Here is a 16,320-nt window from a genome sequence, read left to right as displayed (position 1 = left end):
TTGAAGTCTCCTGGCGGATTCCTGCCGCGCAATGCGATAAACTTGGAAAATCGGATGGAGGAATTCATGACCGAGACGCTGGAGATCGTGACCTTCCGCCTCAAGCCGGATGCTGCGGCTGGTTTTGTTGCCCAAAATGGCGTCGTCACCGACTGGCTGGCGCACCAGCCCGGTTTTCTCAGCCGCCATCTCGGCGAGCGCGACGACGGAAGCTGGGTCGACGTCGTGCGCTGGCAGAGCCTCGAGCAGGCCCAGGCGGCGGCACAGCGCATCATGGCCGAGATCGGCGATTGCGAGGCCATGCGGGCGATCGAGCCGACCAGCGTCGCCATGAGTCATGCCGCGGTCGCGCTGTCGGCCTAGGCTCGACTGTCCCTCGTCCCGCTGCGGCTGGTTAGCGGCAACGGAAAAACCTGCCTTGACTTTCGCTGCCGGGGACCCGACTTCCTAGCGTTCCCCGACTTGCTGGCGTTCGAGGAGACCCGCCCCATGCCTGAGCCCCGCCGATCGACCATAGATGCCGGAGAAGTCGAACGCTTCTCCGCCCTTGCCGCCGAATGGTGGAACCCGAACGGCAAGTTCCGGCCGCTGCACAAGTTCAACCCTGTGCGCCTTGCCTATATCCGCGACCAGGTGGCGGCGCGCTTCGGCCGCGATCCGCGCGCGGCCAGGCCATTCGAGGGTCTGCGCTTCCTCGACATCGGCTGCGGCGGCGGGCTTTTATGCGAACCGATGGCGCGGCTTGGCGCGGAAGTGGTCGGTGCCGACGCCTCGGCCACCAACATCGAGGTCGCTAAGCTGCACGCGGCCGAAGCCGGCGTAAATGTCGACTATCGCGCCACCACGGCCGAGGCGCTGGCCGACGCCGGCGAGACATTCGACGTTATCCTCAACATGGAGGTGGTCGAGCATGTCGCCGATGTCGATCTCTTCGTCGCCAAATGCAGTGAGATGGTCCGGCCCGGCGGCATCATGTTCGTCGCCACCATCAACCGCACGCTGAAGGCGCTTGGCCTTGCCATCATCGGCGCCGAGTATGTGCTGCGCTGGCTGCCGCGCGGCACGCATCAGTTCGGCAAGCTAGTGCGGCCGGAGGAGTTGGCAAAGGCGCTTGGCGCGGCGGGGCTGACCATCGTCGACCGGACCGGCGTGATCTATCATCCGTTGGCCGACCGCTGGCAGAAATCCAGGGACATGGACGTCAACTACATGGTGCTGGCCGAAAAAGCCTCGGTCTAAGCGGCCAACTGAAGCGTTTACGCCGCCTGGCTTTGCAGCTTCGGGCTTGGCTGGCTCTGCGCCTTGGTGGTGATGAGCACGCCGGCGGTGATGATGGCCGCGCCCAGCCAGGTCAGAAGCTGATAATGCTCGCCGAGGAAGATCGTGCCGGCAAAGAGCCCGACCGCCGCCGCCACATAGCCGATCTGGCTGAGATAGACCGGCCCGCCGACCGCCTGCAACCGGAAGAAGAAGGCAAACATCGCCGAAGCCGACGCCACCTGTGCGACGACCACCAGCGGCACGCCGCCGAGCGGAGCAAATGCCTGCCAGCCGAGCAGAGTCAGGATGCCGATGAGAAGCAAGGTTGCCGACGCCAGATGGCTGCCAACGGCGAGCTCGATCGGACCGGTGTCCTCGGGCCAGTCGATGGTGCGGTAGATGTTGCCGGCGGCGAGGCTGACGGGGATGAGAAGGCCGACCGCCACCCAGAAATATTCGGCCGGCTGGCCGGCCTCCCCACGCGTCAACGCGACCATCACCGCGCCGATAAAACCAACGATAATGCCGATGATGCCGAGCAGGTTCGGTCGCCGCACCCCAAGCAGGATCGAGAACACCAGCGTGATGACCGGCGACAGCGTGAACATGATGCCCGTGTAACCCGCGCCGAGATGCGGGATGGCCGAGAACATCAGCAAGTTGGGAAAGGCGTAGGAGATGGCTGCGGTGATGAAGAAATAGCGCAACTTGTGCGCCGTGAGCCGGATGCGCTGACCGAGCAGCAGAAGCGTTATCAGCAACACGCCGCCGGCACCGAACGAGATCACGAAAGCCCAGGCCATTGCCGGGACACCGGCCGCCGTTGCCAGCTTGCCGAAGGGGAGCGTCATGCCGAGCAATCCGCCGGTGACGATCAGAAGACCCAGTGCGGAGTCCCAGAGCAATTTCATCTGCGTGATCCTGTGGCTACGCGGCCAAGCTTGGCGGCCGCTCCAACTTGGGATAATATAGCGTAAAGATTCTCAATATCAAGATACTTTACGGTGAGGCACATGGACCGTGCGGCAAGAGCGATGGAGCAATGGCGCAAGGAACGGCCGGACCTCGACGTCTCGCCGATGGGAGTGATCGGGCGACTGAACGAAGCGTCCTCGCTGATCGCGCGCGACCGGCTCGCGCCGCTCTTTGCCCGTTTCGGCCTGCAGCAGGGCGAATTCGACGTGTTGGCCACGCTTCGCCGCTCCGGCGCGCCTCACGCGCTGACGCCGACCGAGCTCTACGAGGCGACGATGGTGACCTCCGGAGCAATGACCGCCCGGCTCGACCGGCTGGAAAAGGCGGGCCTGATCCAGCGCGCGCCGCATCCCGGCGATCGCCGCGGCGTTGTGGTGCAACTCACCTCGAAAGGCCTCGAACTCATCGATGAGGCCCTTACCGCCCACGTCGCGAATGAGCATGAAATCCTCGCCGGGTTGGCGCCAGAGGACCGGAAAATGCTCGCCACACTGCTGAAAAAGCTGATCGGAACTCTTAGTTCCGGTCCTCCGGAAAGCTCGGGATCGGCATGAATTCGACGCCGTCCTCGGCGAGGCTTTTCGCCTCGTCCGGCGTAGCCTCGCCATAAATGCCGCGCGGATCGGTCTCGCCGAAATGGATCTTGCGCGCTTCCTCGGCGAACTTGTCGCCGACATAGTCGGCATTCTCGCGCACCTTGTCGGCGAGCGCCTTGAGCTGTGCCAGCGCCTGTTTCTGCGCGTCGCCCATGGCCAGCGCCATCTTCTCCTGCTTGCGTGAGGTGGAGACCGCCGGCGCCATCAGCGCCTTCTCGACCTTGTGCGAGCCGCAGATCGGGCAATCGATGAAGCCGCGTTTCTTCTGCGTGCCGAAGTCGTCATTGCTGCGGAACCAGGCTTCGAATTCGTGCTCGTGTTCGCAGATGAGCGAAAAGCGGATCAAGAGGCTGCACCCCTGAGACGCGGCGCCTCGCCGGCATTGACGGTGAAATCCCGCGCGTTCTTGAGATTGGGAATCTTGCGACGCGCCGCAGCCGACTGCGCCGGGTCGATCTCGGCGACGATCACGCCGGGCTCGTCATGCGCGGCCTCGGCGATGATGCGTCCCCACGGATCGACGATCAGCGAATGGCCGTAAGTCTCGCGGCCGTCCTCGTGCCGGCCGCCCTGCGCGGCCGCGATGAGATAGGCGCCGTTCTCGATCGCGCGTGCCCTGAGCAGCACGTGCCAGTGCGCCTCGCCGGTCTGGCGGGTGAAGGCTGCAGGCACCGAAAGCACCTGAGCCCCCGCCAGCGCTTCGGCACGGAATAGCTGCGGGAAGCGCAGGTCGTAGCAGACGGCGAAGCCCAGCTTCACGCCGTTGACATCGGTGACGACGCCCTCCGTCCCCGGCTCGTAAGAGGCGGATTCGCGCCAGCTCTCGCCGTTGTCGAGGTCGACATCGAACATGTGAATCTTGTCGTAATTGGCGATCATGGCGCCGTCGGGCGCGAACAGGAACGCCCGGTTGGCGAGCTTGCCGTCGGCGCGCAGGATGGCCGTCGAGCCGACATGCAGGAAAATGCCGAGTTCCTGCGCAAGTTTCCGCGCCGTCGAAACGACGACGTCCTTGTCTTCGCTGGTGAAAGCGGCGGCACCAGCCTGTTTGTCGCGGATGAGCGCGCCGGTCATTTCCGGCGTCTGCACGTAGGTGGCGCCCTGCTGTGCGGCCTCGCGGACCAGCCTTTCCATGGCGGCCGCGTTGCGCTCCGGGCTGGTGCCCGAACGCATCTGCACCGCCGCCGCCTTGAAAACGCTCATGATCAAACCCTCGCCCCGTTGGCAAGCAACACGTCCAGCCGGCCCTCGGACTCCAATTCATGGAGGTCGTCGCAGCCGCCGACATGCGTGTCGCCGATGAAAATCTGCGGAAAAGTGGTGCGCCCATGCGCCCGCGAAATCATTTCCTGGCGCAATTCCGGCGAGAACGACGCGTCATGCTCGGTATAGGCTACACCCTTGCGCTCGAGCAACCGCTTGGCTGCGGTGCAATAGCCGCACATCATCCGGGTATAGATCGTCACATCAACCATCGATCAGCAATCCTGCCTGCGCCCATCGCCCAGCGGTTATGCGAAAGCGACATGCACCAAAACAACAACTTAAGCCCTATATAGTTGCAGACTCATCGGCCCGGAAGTCCCCCGGCAGGACGCGGGCAAAGGTCAGCACGTCGACCGCTCCGGCGCCGCCTTTCTTCAGCGCCTTGGCCACCGACCGCACGGTGGCGCCGGTGGTGAAGACGTCGTCGATGACGAGCACCCTTCGGCCGGCGATCTCGATTTCCGCCTCGGGCGGGACGCGGAAGGCGGCGCGCACATTCTCCTCGCGTTCGTGCCGCTCCAGCCCGACCTGCTGGCGGGTGAGTTTTACGCGCCTCACCGCAGCCGGCGCGAAAGGCAGGCCGCTCAGCTTCGAAACCGCCCGTGCCAGCTCCGCCGACTGGTTGAACTGCCGCCGGAAGAAGCGTCGCCAATGCAGCGGCACCGGGACCACGACATCGGCTTCAGCGATCAGTTCGGCGCCGGCGCGCATCATCCAGCGCGCCATCCAGGGCGCGAGATCGGTGCGATCCTGGTATTTCAGCCCTTGCACCATCTGGCGCGCGACCCCTGAATAGACGACCGCCGCCCGCGCCCGCTCGAAAGGCGGCGGATCGGCGATCGCTTCGGCGGAAAGAAAACCGTCGCCCATGTCATGCGTAAACGGCGTGCCCATCACTGGACACCAAGGCTTCTCCAGCAGTCGAAGCTTCGGCCAGCAGGCGCCGCACAGCACGCCAGGCTGCGAGACGTGGCGGCGGCAGCCGGCACAGACCGGCGGAAACAGCAGGCGCGCCGGCCAGCCCAGAGCCTGCCGCGTCATGTCCTTCATCGCAATGGTCTTGATCTTGCGCACCGGATCGGCCACGTGAAGCGAAACCCCGCGCCACCATAGCATCGGTCAGGCACGCACCGACAACAGGAATAACCCATTGCAGCCTTTGATCGACACGGAGCTCTGGCTTGCGCACAAACGCCGGGCGCTGATGCACCCCGTCGACGGAGCCGATTTCCTGATGCGGCGGGCAGCGGAGGACCTTGCCGACCGGCTGGGCGCCGTCGAGCGCAAATTCGGCAAGGCGGCGGCGCTGTTTTGCCAGACATCGGCCGCGACCAGGCTGCTCGCCGGCAGCGGCAAGGTGGCCGACACAGTGCGCGTGGAAACAGACGGTGCCTTCCTTGCCGGAGAAGCCGGCATCGTCGCCCCGGCGGAGACCGTGCCGTTCGAGGCCGAGAGCCTCGATCTCGTCGTCTCGCTGCTGTCGCTGCAGACGATGAACGACATCCCCGGCGTGCTGGCGCAGATCCGCCGCGCGCTGAAGCCCGACGGGCTGTTCCTCGGCGCTTTAGCCGGTGCCGGCACGCTTTCCGAGTTGCGCGAGAGCCTGCTTGCCGCCGAGACCGAGCTTTACGGTGGCGCGAGCCCTCGCGTCCTGCCGTTCACCGATGTGCGCGACGCCGGCGCGCTGCTGCAACGTGCCGGCCTGGCGCTGCCGGTCGCCGACGTGGAGACGGTCACGGTGCGCTACGATTCGCTGTTCGGACTTGCCGCCGACCTGCGCGCCATGGGCGAGACCAGCCCGCTTTTGGACCGCAGCCGGCGTCCCGCCACCCGGCGGCTGTTCGCCCGCGCCGCCGAAATTTATGCTGATCGGTTTTCCGACCCGGACGGCCGCATCCGGGCAAGCTTTTCGATCGTGTGGATGTCCGGCTGGGCGCCCGATGCCTCACAGCAGAAACCGCTGAAGCCTGGCTCGGCCAAGGTCTCGCTGAAGACGATCCTCGAGAAGCCGACGGGGCACTGACCATGCGCGCCGCGGTCTGACCGATGCGATCAGTGCTGGGCAAAGGCGTTGGCAAGCCTGCTGTTGTTGTCGGAGAACAGCCACTGGATCGCGTCGGCGGCCTTGCCGACGCCGCCGACGATTACAAGCGACAGCACGGCAACGATCAGGCCATATTCGATGGCCGTGGCGCCTGATTCATCTTCTATGAATTGCTGCAGCAGGTTTTTCATGGTCATCGATCCCTCTTGCCGGGAACCATAGCGCCTACCCGTTAAGAAAGGTTAACGGCAAAAGCTTAACGGGCGGTGAAATAGCGGTTTCTTGCTGAATTTATTAACCAATTAGCACTCGCCGTAGCGGCTGCCATCGTTGCGGATTACGCAAACGGAATTTGGCAGCGGCTGCAGCACGCTTCGCCGCAGGGTGTAGGTATCGCGGCGACCGATCGAACCGGTGCTGCTTAGGTCGAGTCCGCCGCTCAAGCTCTCGCGCGCGCCCTGCGGACGCAGCTGGCTGTCCAGGAAAGGCGTCGCGATCAGAGCCAGCGCCACCGCGGCCGACCCGAAAAGCAGGGTGATCCGCAAGATACCCATGCCGGCATCGGCGGCGCGGAAAGCGCGGTCGGGCCGGATCGAGTCCCATTCTCTGTCGAGGCTCATGGATTGGCTCCAATCAAAATCGGCATGCCGCCGCGCGGACGATTTGCCTCAATTTTCCATGTCGAGATAAATCTTCCATTAACGCTGCCTAAAGCAGACGGAGCAAACGGCAGCTTGGAGCAATTCCGGCCGGAGGTCGCCAAATCAGCATTTTGGTGGAAACGCTGAAGCGGCTGTGACGATCACAAGAGATCGATGAGGAACTGGATCAGCGGCGCGTCCGCCGGCGGCATCGGGTAGTCGCGCATCTGGCGCGGCCTGACCCATTTCAGCCCCTGCCCTTCCCTCGGCTGCGCAATGCCGCGGAAGCGCCGGCAGATGTAGAGCGGCATCAGCAGGTGGAACTGGTCATAGCTGTGGCTGGCGAAGGTGAGCGGCGCCAGGCAGGGGATCTCGGTCTCGATACCGAGCTCCTCATGCAGCTCGCGCACCAGGCATTCCTCGGGCGTCTCGCCTGGCTCGACCTTGCCGCCCGGAAACTCCCAAAGGCCGGCGAGCTGCTTGCCCTCGGGACGCTGCGCCAGAAGCACGCGTCGGTCGGCGTCCACCAGCGCGCAGGCCGCGACAAGAAGCAGGCGCTTTCCAGCTGGCGTGATCTCGCTCATGCGTCCGGCCGCCGGCGATAATGGTAGCGATAGACTTCCTCGAAGCCGAGCGACCGGTAGAGCGACAGCGCCGCTACATTGCCGGCTTCCACCTGCAGCCAGGCTTCGCGCGCGCCGCGCAGCCTGGCCCATTTCAGCGCCGACAGGATGAGGTTGCGGCCATGGCCCTTATTGCGCGCCGATTTTTCGGTGGCGACCTCGAACAGGCCGGCGAGATCGCCGTCGTGGACGCAGATCAGCGTTGCCAGCGGCTCATTGCCGTCCTCGAGCGCAAACAGCCCCGCCTCAGGCTGGATTGCGCCGATGACTTCCGAGAGGCCGGCTCGCAGCGAGGCGTCCGAGCCGTTCGTCCTGATCGCCGCGCCGATGAAGCGGCTGATGTCTTTCAGCGGAATCTGGTCCATCGCGGCGTCGAGTTGCGCCTCCTTGAGCGGCAGACGCATCACCACCGATTCGTCGAACCGGCTCCAGCCTGCATCGTCGAGATGCGTCGACAGCACCTGCCCCGAAAGCGGCGACATACGAAAGGTCAGCGGCCGGCCGTAAGCCTCGAAGCGACGGCTGGCGCGCACGATGCGTTCGGCAATGGCATGCGTGTCGCCGGGATCGAGCGGATTGACCGAATTCAGGCGCTTCGCCGGATGGCCCGCCGTCAGCCGCACCAACCATGTCCCGTCATAATGAACGGCCGCCGCCGGCCAGGCGCGAAAGCCCGCCGCCTCGTAGCGGCGCACGATCGCGAGCACGCTTGCCGGATGCGTCGACACCGGTGCCATCAGCTCCGGTAGTCGCCATTGATGGCGACATATTCCTTGGTGAGGTCGCAGGTCCACACCGTCGCCTTGCCGCGGCCGATGCCAAGGTCGGCGCGGATGCGGATGTCGTCGCGCTTCATATAGGCCGAGGTCGCTTCTTCCGAGTAAGCCGGATCGCGCTCGCCCTCATGCGCCAGCCGGTTGTCGCCGAACCAGATCGACAGCCGGTCGCGGTCGGCAGGCTCGCCGGCCTTGCCGACGGCCATGACGACGCGGCCCCAATTGGCGTCCTCGCCGGCGACCGCCGTCTTGACCAGCGGCGAGTTGGCGATCGAAAGCGCGACGCGCTTGGCCGAGCGCGCGGATTTGGCGCCGGTGACGGTGACCTCGACCTGCTTGCGCGCGCCTTCGCCGTCGCGCACCACCTGCAGCGCCAGCGACTTCAGCACCTTGCCGAGTGCGCGGCGGAAGGCGCCGAGCCGCGCATCTTTCGGGTCGCTGATCTTGGGCGCGCCACGCGAACCAGCCTTGCCGGTGGCGAAGAAGAGCAGCGTGTCGCTGGTCGAGGTATCGCTGTCGACAGTGACCGCGTTGAAGGTCTTTGCCGTGCCGCGCGACAACAGATCCTGCAGCACCGGGGCTGCGATCGGCGCGTCGGTGGCGATGAAGGAGAGCATCGTGGCCATATCGGGCGCGATCATGCCGGCGCCCTTTGCGATGCCGTTTATGGTGACATCGGCGTCGCCGAGCTTCACCGTCTGGGACGCCACCTTCGGATAGGTGTCCGTGGTCATGATGGCCTTTGCCGCCTCGGTCCACAGGTCCGGCTTGCCGTCCTTCACCAGGCCGGCGAGCAGATGGCTGAATTTGTTGGTGTCGAGCGGCTCGCCGATAACGCCGGTCGAGGCCAGAAACACTTCGCTCTCGGAGCATCCGGCGGCCTTCGCCGCCGCCTCGCCGGTCAAAGCCGTCGAAGCGCGGCCCTTCTTGCCGGTGAAGGCGTTGGCATTGCCGGAATTCACCACCAGCACACGCGCCTTGCCGGCGGACAGGTTCTGGCGGCAGTAGTCGACCGGCGCCGAGGGGCATTTCGACTTGGTGAAGACACCGGCGACCGCCGTTCCGGGATCGAAGACCATGGCAAGCAGATCGGTGCGATTGCGATATTTGATCCCGGCCTCGGCGGTAGCGATGCGCACGCCCTCGATGACCGGCATCTTGGGATATTTCTTCGGTGCGAGCGGCGAAATCGTTGCGGACATGTGACCCCGGAGCGGCAGAACGCAAATAGGAGGCCGGTTTGCCCGATAGCGCGCGCTGGCGCAAGAGCGTTCTGGCCGCGCTTGATGGGCTCTCTCGGGGTGCGCGGCATAGCGCGCGCCTGAAATGCGAAAGGGCGCCCGAAGGCGCCCTGAGCAGCATCTTTCAGGCTGGCCGGCTTACTTGCCGCTCTCCAGCGTGTCGACCGCCGACTTCAGCTTCGCGTCCGGGATCTCGATCTTGGCGGCGCCGCGCAATTCCTTGACCATGGCGAAATACTTGTCGCGGATGACGGCCTGCTTGGCCTGGTCCTTTACGTCGTCGAAGGCCGGCGGCTGCTTGGCGCGCTTGTCCTCGACCTTGATGACATGCCAGCCGAACTGCGACTGCACCGGCTCCTTGCCGTACTTGCCGACATCAAGCGCAAACGCGGCCTTGTCGAACTCCGGCACCATCTGCCCGGGACCGAACCAGCCGAGGTCGCCGCCATTCGACTTGCCGCTCGGGTCGCTCGTGTGCTCGTTGGCGAGCTTCTGGAAATCGGCGCCGCCGTCGAGCTGCTTGATGATCGCCTCGGCTTCTTCCTTCGTCTTCACGAGGATGTGACGGGCGTGAATCTCATTGACCGGCGGCGTGTTGGCGATTTCCTGGTCGTAGCGGGCGCGGATATCTGCATCCGTCACCTTGTCGACGACTTCCTTCTCGACGACCTCGCCGTGCAGGGCGCGCTGCTGCAGGAAGGCCATCCGACGCAGGAAATCGGCATCCTTGTCGAGGCCGCTGTCGACCGCTTTCTTGGCCATGACGCGGATTTCAATGGCCGCCGAAAGAGCAGCGGCGCGGCGCTGTTCCGGCGGCAGCTGCGCGAACTGCTGCGACAGCTCGCCTTCGGCCAGCGCGAGATCGGCCTCGGTCAGCTTCTCGCCGTTGATGGTGGCGACCACGGCGTTGGGATCCACGGGAGCGGCTGCGGGAGCCGCCGCGCCCGGCTGGGCGGGCTTGGTTTCCTGCGCCATCAGCGGCGACAGCGAAAGAGCCGAGAGCCCGAAGGCCAAGCCAAGGCTGGCGAGCGACGCGCGGCGGAACGACAGGGACATCAAGATAACTCCAATGGGGATTGCCGATAAGGATCGCTTGAACGGGAAGGTTCCAGATCAGTCCGATTGTGGCGGAATTTGGCGCTGCCCATAGGGCTAACGCGGCGTTGACATCAGTTGAGCCCCCTCTTATCTGTCCAACGACTTGGCGTCCAGAACCGTTTTCCGGGCGCTTTTTGCGTTTGTCCGCATTCACGCGGATTTGATGGGCCCGCCAGGCGCCTGTCGCAAACGGCTAAAATTGCTATCGAAAGGACCATTGGATGGTCAGTCTCGGCGCTCTCGCGCGTAAGGTTTTCGGCTCTTCCAACGACCGCCGAGTCAAGGCGACAAGGCCCCGGGTCGAGGCCATCAATGGGTTGGAAAACGAGATGCGGGCGCTCTCCGATGCCGAGCTTGCCGGCCGCACCGAGAAATTCCGCCAGGACTTCGCCAATGGCGCCTCGCTCGACGACCTGCTGATACCGGCCTTCGCAACAGTGCGAGAGGCGGCCCGCCGCGTTCTCGGCATGCGTCCCTTCGATGTCCAATTGATCGGCGGCATGGTGCTGCACAATGGCGGCATCGCCGAGATGCGCACCGGTGAGGGCAAGACGCTGGTCGCCACCTTGCCGGTCTATCTCAACGCGCTCGCCGGCAAGGGCGTCCATGTCGTCACGGTCAACGACTATCTTGCCAAGCGCGACGCCGAATGGATGGGCCGCGTCTACAAGTTCCTCGGCCTCACCGTCGGCATCATCGTACACGGCCTCTCCGACGACGAGCGCCGCGAGGCCTACGCCGCCGACGTTACCTACGCCACCAACAACGAGCTCGGCTTCGACTATCTGCGCGACAACATGAAGTATGAGCGCTCGCAGATGGTCCAGCGCGGCCATGCCTACGCCATCGTCGACGAAGTCGACTCGATCCTTGTCGACGAGGCGCGCACGCCGCTGATCATTTCCGGTCCGCTCGAGGACCGCTCGGAAATGTACAACACCATCGACGCCTTCATGCTGAAGCTCGGCCCGGCCGACTACGAGGTCGATGAAAAACAGAAAACCACGATCTTCACCGAGGACGGCACCGAGAAGCTGGAAAACATGCTGCGCGATGCCGGCCTGTTGAAGGGCGAGTCGCTCTACGACGTCGAGAACGTCGCGATCGTCCACCACGTCAACAATGCGCTGAAGGCGCACCTGCTGTTCCAGAAGGACAGGGACTACATCGTGCGCAACGGCGAGATCGTCATCATCGACGAGTTCACCGGCCGCATGATGCCGGGCCGCCGCTATTCGGAAGGCCTGCACCAGGCCCTCGAGGCCAAGGAGCATGTGCAGATCCAGCCGGAGAACCAGACGCTGGCCTCCGTCACCTTCCAGAACTATTTCCGCCTTTACAAGAAGCTCGCCGGCATGACCGGCACGGCGCTGACCGAGGCGGAGGAATTCGCCAACATCTACAATCTCGAAGTCACCGAGATCCCGACCAACCTGCCGGTCGCCCGCAGGGACGAGGACGACGAGGTCTACCGGACGGTGGAAGAGAAGTACAAGGCCATCGTCAAGGAGATCCGCGACGCCCGAGAGCGCGGCCAGCCGATCCTGGTCGGCACCACCTCGATCGAGAAATCCGAGCAGCTGGCCGAGCGCCTGCGCAAGGAAGGCGTCAAGAATTTCGAGGTGCTCAACGCCCGCCACCACGAGCGCGAGGCGGCTATCGTCGCCCAGGCCGGCAAGCCCGGCGCCATCACCATCGCCACGAACATGGCTGGACGCGGTACCGACATCCAGCTCGGCGGCAATGCCGACATGCGCATTGCCGAAGAACTGGCGGATATGCCCGCCGGCCCGGAGCGCGAGGCGCGCGAACAGCAGATCCGCGATGACGTCGCGCAGCTGAAGGAAAAGGCGCTGGCCGCTGGCGGACTCTACGTCTTGGCGACCGAGCGCCATGAATCGCGCCGCATCGACAACCAGCTGCGCGGACGTTCCGGCCGCCAGGGCGATCCTGGCCGTTCGAAATTCTTCCTGTCGCTGCAGGACGATCTGATGCGCATCTTCGGCTCCGAGCGCATGGACGGCATGCTGCAGAAGCTCGGCCTCAAGGAAGACGAGGCCATCATCCACCCGTGGATCAACAAGGCGCTGGAAAAGGCGCAGAAGAAGGTCGAGGCGCGCAACTTCGACATCCGCAAGAACCTACTGAAATACGATGACGTCTCCAACGACCAGCGCAAGGTGGTTTTCGAGCAGCGCATCGAGCTGATGGATGGCGAAGGCCTGTCGGAGACGGTCGCCGAGATGCGCGAGGGCGTCATCGAGGAAATCGTCGCCAAGAACATCCCGGAAAACGCCTATGCCGAGCAGTGGAACGTCGCCGGCCTGAAGGAGGAAGTGGCGCAGTACCTCAATCTCGACCTGCCGATTGAGGACTGGGTCAAGGAGGAGGGCATCGCCGAGGACGACATCCGCGAGCGCATCTCGGCCGCCGCCGAGGCAGCCGCCAAGGAACGCGCCGAGCGCTTCGGCCCCGACGTCATGAGCTATGTCGAGCGTTCGGTCGTTCTGCAGACGCTCGACCATCTATGGCGCGAGCACATCGTCAACCTCGACCATCTGCGTTCGGTCGTGGGCTTCCGCGGCTATGCCCAGCGCGATCCGCTGCAGGAATACAAGGGCGAGGCCTTCGAGCTGTTCCAGGGCATGCTCGGCAATCTGCGCCAGGCCGTGACCGCGCAGCTGATGCGCGTCGAGCTGGTCCGCCAGGCGGCTGAAGCGCCGCCGCCGTCGGCGCCGGATATGTTCGGCAGCCATATCGACGGCACAACAGGTGAGGACGACTTCCAGGGCGGCGAGACGGCGTTGTTGGTCCGCCAGGAATCCCATGCCATGGTGGCACCCGAAAATCGCGATCCGAAGAATCCCGCGACTTGGGGCAAGGTCGGCCGCAACGAGGCCTGTCCCTGCGGCTCCGGCAAGAAATACAAGCACTGCCACGGCGCCTTCGCCTGATCCCCTTCACTTCTTCTTCCCGGATATGACGGGGAGAAGGAAGCCCTCCACCCAACCGTTTCTTAATGTGTTTCGCATACACCGAAACCTTGGAAACAGGCGGAAAACGGAGAGTATTCGGGGTGCGCTTTTCCGCGGCGACGACTGCCGGGCGGTTCTTGCCGCAGCGCTGGGCGCTGCGCATGGGGCCGCTGCTTGGCCGCATCGACGCCGTGCTGTTCAGCGCCGACGAACGCGGCGAAGCCGGCCGCATGTCGCTGATCGCATTCACCATCCGCATCGTCAGCGCGGTCATCGCCTTCGTCAGCCAGGTGCTGATGGCACGCTGGATGGGCTCCTTCGAATACGGCATCTTCGTGCTGGTCTGGGTGACGATGGTCATCGTCGGCAATCTCGCCTGCCTCGGCTTCCACACCTCGGTCATCCGTTTCATTCCCGAATATCGCGAGCGCGGCATGCTCGCCGAGCTGCGCGGCATCGTGCTGGCGAGCCGGCTGTTCGTGCTGGTCGCCTCGACGGGGATCGCGGGGCTGGGCGCGCTCGGCGTGTGGCTCGCCTCGCCCTGGATCGAGAACTACTACGTCGTTCCCTTCATCCTCGGCGTCATCTGCCTGCCGATGATCGCGATGGGCGACCTCCTGCAGGGACTGGCGCGGGCGAACTCATGGGCGCTGTTCGCGCTGTCGCCGACCTATCTGGTGCGGCCGGTGCTGATCCTGGTGTTCATGGCGCTTATGCTCGCCATGCACTACGTGCCGGATGCCAAGACCGCGATCTTCGCCTCGATCGCCGCCACCTATGCCACGACGCTCGGCCAGCTGATGGGCGTCACCTCGCGCATGGACAAGCAGATCCCGGCCGGGCCGATGACCGTGCATTTCGGCCGGTGGTTCCTGGTCTCGCTGCCGATCTTCCTGGTCGAGAGTTTTTTCTTCCTGCTCACCAATGCCGACGTGCTGATGGTCGGCGCCTATCTCGAGCCCAATGACGTCGCCGTCTATTTCGCCACCGTGAAAACGCTGGCTCTGGTGCATTTCGTCTATTTCGCCGTCAAGGCGGGCGTCGCCCAGCGCTATGCGCAATTCACCCATGGCGAGCCGGAAAGGCTCGCCGCCTTCGCCCGCGAGACCGTCTCCTGGACCTTCTGGCCGTCGCTCGCGATGGCGCTGCTGGTGCTGGCGCTCGGCGAGCCGATGCTGGTGCTGTTCGGCCCTGAATTCACCGCCGGCTATCCGCTGCTTTTCCTGCTGGTGTTCGGCGTCGTCGCGCGCGGCGCCGTCGGCCCCTGCGAAAGCCTGCTCACCATGAGCGGCAACCAGAACATCTGCGCCGCCGTCTATGCCATGACGCTCGCGCTGAATATCGCTCTCAATGTGGTTCTGATCCCGCACTTCGGCCTCTGGGGCGCGGCGATCGCCACCAGCCTCGCCATGGTCTTCGAGGCCGGCGCGCTGTCCTTCACCGTCTGGCGCAAGCTCGGCATCGTCATGGCGATTTTCGTGCCCGCAAACAAGGAAGTCGCCTGATGGCCGCCATTCCGCTGCTTGAAGAGACCAGCGGCGGGCCCGCCGGCGCCATGGTGTCGGGCCTTGCCGGCCTCGTCAGGGAGGCCGATCCCGCCCATATCGAGCTGTTCGCCAACAACCGGCCGGAGCGCAAGCTCGCGATCTATCCCGCCTCGGCCGGCTTCGACCTGGTCGAGGAGCTCGACTATCTTAGCGCACGCACGATCGAGCCCAACGTCTTCTTCAACCCGCGCTTCCTGGCGCCGGCCATGCCGAGGCTCGAGGACCGCGAAGTGCGGCTGGCCGTGATCCGCGACGGCGACGAGTTCCGCAACCGGCTGCGCCTCCTTGTGCCGTTCTCGGTCGAGCGCCCCGCAATTCCGCTCGGCGTCCCGGTCATGCGCACATGGTCGAGCCCGTTCGGCCCGCTCGGCACGCCGCTGGTCGATCGTGACGATCCGGTCGGCGTCATCGAGGATTTCTTCTCGATGCTGTCCAGGCCGCATCTCAAATTGCCGAAGGTCTTCGTGCTGCCCGACATCAAGCTGGACGGCCCGGTGGCGAGCCTCCTCACCTCCTTTGCCGACAGCCGCGGCCTGACCCTGGTCGTCACCGGCAAGGCCGAGCGCCCGGTGCTGGAAAGCGATGCCGACGGCGACGACTACCTCAAGGCCTCGCTGCGCGCGCATCACTATCGCGAATTCCGCCGGCTGAAGCGGCGCCTCGCCGGCCTTGGCAAGCTGGACCATGTGGTGGCGCGCGGACCGGACGAGATCCGCCACGCCATCGAAAGCTTCCTGACACTGGAGGCGGCCGGCTGGAAGGGCCGCGAGCGCACGGCCATGGCGATCGACCGCTACCGCGCCGCCTTCGCCCGCGAGGCGGTGCACAGGCTCGCCGAGCACGACATGTGCCGCATCCACACACTGACGCTCGACGGCCGCACGATCGCTTCTCTCGTCGTCTTCGTCGAAGCGGGCGTCGCCTACACCTGGAAGACGGCCTATGACGAGACGCTCTCGGCCTATTCGCCGGGCACACTGCTGATGATCGAGGTGACCAAGCAGCATCTCGATGATCCTAATGTCGCCATGACCGATTCCTGCGCGGTGCCCGACCATCCGGTGATGAGTCGCCTGTGGACGGAGCGCAAGCCGATGGGCACGCTGGTGGTCGGCCTGACGCCCGATGCCGACCGGCCGGCCCGCCAGGCGGCCTCGCAGCTCCATCTCTACCGCGAGACCCGCAACATGGCGCGGCTCCTGCGCAATCGCATGCGGAGCCTCTTGAAAAGGCGCTAGCTGAAAGGCCGCACACCGGCTATGGCATCCGGCGGCCGGA

Annotated in this window: 18 protein-coding genes; 7 read left to right on the top strand and 11 right to left on the bottom strand. The window is 64.9% G+C overall.

The window, feature by feature from the left end:
• The first annotated feature begins 66 nt into the window (after positions 1 to 66).
• Positions 67 to 363, top strand: coding sequence for an antibiotic biosynthesis monooxygenase (locus EOA49_RS01935; RefSeq protein WP_164746994.1), 297 nt, complete (start codon positions 67 to 69; stop codon positions 361 to 363).
• Between the two features lie 126 nt (positions 364 to 489).
• Positions 490 to 1,239 carry a bifunctional 2-polyprenyl-6-hydroxyphenol methylase/3-demethylubiquinol 3-O-methyltransferase UbiG gene (gene ubiG / locus EOA49_RS01930; protein WP_095824176.1) on the top strand — a complete coding sequence of 250 codons (750 nt, stop codon included), beginning with the start codon at positions 490 to 492 and terminating at the stop codon, positions 1,237 to 1,239.
• Positions 1,240 to 1,256: 17 nt separating this feature from the next.
• Here ubiG and EOA49_RS01925 read toward each other — a convergent pair whose 3' ends face one another.
• Positions 1,257 to 2,171, bottom strand: a complete 915-nt coding sequence (locus EOA49_RS01925; RefSeq protein ID WP_127243015.1) for a DMT family transporter — start codon at positions 2,169 to 2,171, stop codon at positions 1,257 to 1,259.
• 102 nt (positions 2,172 to 2,273) lie between these two features.
• Between EOA49_RS01925 and EOA49_RS01920 the strand changes: the two genes are divergently transcribed.
• A complete protein-coding gene (locus tag EOA49_RS01920) occupies positions 2,274 to 2,789 on the top strand; it encodes a MarR family transcriptional regulator (protein ID WP_127243013.1) in 516 nt (171 codons plus the stop codon).
• Here the strand turns inward: EOA49_RS01920 and EOA49_RS01915 are convergent.
• The 4 genes from EOA49_RS01915 to EOA49_RS01900 form a co-directional block, all read right to left on the bottom strand.
• Entirely contained in the window at positions 2,752 to 3,177 is a 426-nt protein-coding gene (locus tag EOA49_RS01915; RefSeq protein ID WP_067319064.1) for a DUF1178 family protein, read from the bottom strand. The genes EOA49_RS01920 and EOA49_RS01915 overlap by 38 nt on opposite strands.
• Complete coding sequence (locus EOA49_RS01910; protein WP_127241825.1) at positions 3,174 to 4,034, bottom strand: carbon-nitrogen hydrolase family protein; 861 nt, start codon at positions 4,032 to 4,034, stop codon at positions 3,174 to 3,176. The genes EOA49_RS01915 and EOA49_RS01910 overlap by 4 nt, the downstream gene beginning before the upstream one ends.
• A 2-nt stretch (positions 4,035 to 4,036) precedes the next feature.
• Positions 4,037 to 4,306 carry a glutaredoxin 3 gene (grxC, locus tag EOA49_RS01905; RefSeq protein ID WP_066990112.1) on the bottom strand — a complete coding sequence of 90 codons (270 nt, stop codon included), beginning with the start codon at positions 4,304 to 4,306 and terminating at the stop codon, positions 4,037 to 4,039.
• A 76-nt stretch (positions 4,307 to 4,382) separates the two neighbouring features.
• The gene (locus tag EOA49_RS01900) at positions 4,383 to 5,183 is read right to left on the bottom strand and encodes a ComF family protein (RefSeq protein ID WP_095799986.1); all 801 of its coding nucleotides are present in this window, start codon (positions 5,181 to 5,183) and stop codon (positions 4,383 to 4,385) included.
• 64 nt (positions 5,184 to 5,247) lie between these two features.
• Here EOA49_RS01900 and EOA49_RS01895 point away from each other — a divergent pair, with 64 nt between their 5' ends.
• A complete protein-coding gene (locus EOA49_RS01895; RefSeq protein ID WP_127241826.1) occupies positions 5,248 to 6,120 on the top strand; it encodes a methyltransferase domain-containing protein in 873 nt (290 codons plus the stop codon).
• A 29-nt stretch (positions 6,121 to 6,149) separates the two neighbouring features.
• Here the strand turns inward: EOA49_RS01895 and EOA49_RS01890 are convergent, their stop codons facing one another.
• The 6 genes from EOA49_RS01890 to EOA49_RS01865 all read right to left on the bottom strand — a co-directional run bounded on the left by EOA49_RS01890 (position 6,150) and on the right by EOA49_RS01865 (position 10,478).
• Complete coding sequence (locus EOA49_RS01890; RefSeq protein WP_082953632.1) at positions 6,150 to 6,338, bottom strand: Flp family type IVb pilin; 189 nt, start codon at positions 6,336 to 6,338, stop codon at positions 6,150 to 6,152.
• A gap of 105 nt (positions 6,339 to 6,443) precedes the next feature.
• A complete protein-coding gene (locus EOA49_RS01885; protein WP_127241827.1) occupies positions 6,444 to 6,761 on the bottom strand; it encodes a hypothetical protein in 318 nt (105 codons plus the stop codon).
• 182 nt (positions 6,762 to 6,943) lie between these two features.
• A complete protein-coding gene (locus EOA49_RS01880) occupies positions 6,944 to 7,366 on the bottom strand; it encodes a (deoxy)nucleoside triphosphate pyrophosphohydrolase (RefSeq protein WP_127241828.1) in 423 nt (140 codons plus the stop codon).
• The gene (locus EOA49_RS01875; RefSeq protein WP_206519957.1) at positions 7,363 to 8,142 is read right to left on the bottom strand and encodes a GNAT family N-acetyltransferase; all 780 of its coding nucleotides are present in this window, start codon (positions 8,140 to 8,142) and stop codon (positions 7,363 to 7,365) included. The genes EOA49_RS01880 and EOA49_RS01875 overlap by 4 nt, the downstream gene beginning before the upstream one ends.
• The gene (gene argJ / locus EOA49_RS01870; RefSeq protein WP_067319074.1) at positions 8,142 to 9,383 is read right to left on the bottom strand and encodes a bifunctional glutamate N-acetyltransferase/amino-acid acetyltransferase ArgJ; all 1,242 of its coding nucleotides are present in this window, start codon (positions 9,381 to 9,383) and stop codon (positions 8,142 to 8,144) included. Before argJ ends, EOA49_RS01875 begins: the two co-directional genes overlap by 1 nt.
• A 177-nt stretch (positions 9,384 to 9,560) precedes the next feature.
• Positions 9,561 to 10,478, bottom strand: a complete 918-nt coding sequence (locus EOA49_RS01865; RefSeq protein ID WP_127241530.1) for a peptidylprolyl isomerase — start codon at positions 10,476 to 10,478, stop codon at positions 9,561 to 9,563.
• 263 nt (positions 10,479 to 10,741) lie between these two features.
• Here EOA49_RS01865 and secA point away from each other — a divergent pair, with 263 nt between their 5' ends.
• The 3 genes from secA to EOA49_RS01850 all read left to right on the top strand — a co-directional run bounded on the left by secA (position 10,742) and on the right by EOA49_RS01850 (position 16,280).
• Entirely contained in the window at positions 10,742 to 13,474 is a 2,733-nt protein-coding gene (gene secA / locus EOA49_RS01860) for a preprotein translocase subunit SecA (protein ID WP_095823958.1), read from the top strand.
• Positions 13,475 to 13,596: 122 nt separating this feature from the next.
• On the top strand, positions 13,597 to 15,000 hold the full coding sequence (locus EOA49_RS01855; RefSeq protein WP_127241531.1) for a lipopolysaccharide biosynthesis protein: 1,404 nt from the start codon (positions 13,597 to 13,599) through the stop codon (positions 14,998 to 15,000).
• Positions 15,000 to 16,280: a GNAT family N-acetyltransferase gene (locus EOA49_RS01850; RefSeq protein ID WP_127241532.1), complete on the top strand. Its 1,281-nt coding sequence runs from the start codon at positions 15,000 to 15,002 to the stop codon at positions 16,278 to 16,280. Before EOA49_RS01855 ends, EOA49_RS01850 begins: the two co-directional genes overlap by 1 nt.
• The last annotated feature ends 40 nt before the right edge of the window (positions 16,281 to 16,320 follow it).

Origin of the sequence: Mesorhizobium sp. M1A.F.Ca.IN.020.04.1.1 (genome assembly GCF_003997315.1) — a bacterium.
Taxonomy (GTDB): domain Bacteria; phylum Pseudomonadota; class Alphaproteobacteria; order Rhizobiales; family Rhizobiaceae; genus Mesorhizobium.
The sequence above is the reverse complement of the archived record's forward strand: the minus strand, read 5'-3'. Positions and strand labels throughout refer to the sequence as shown.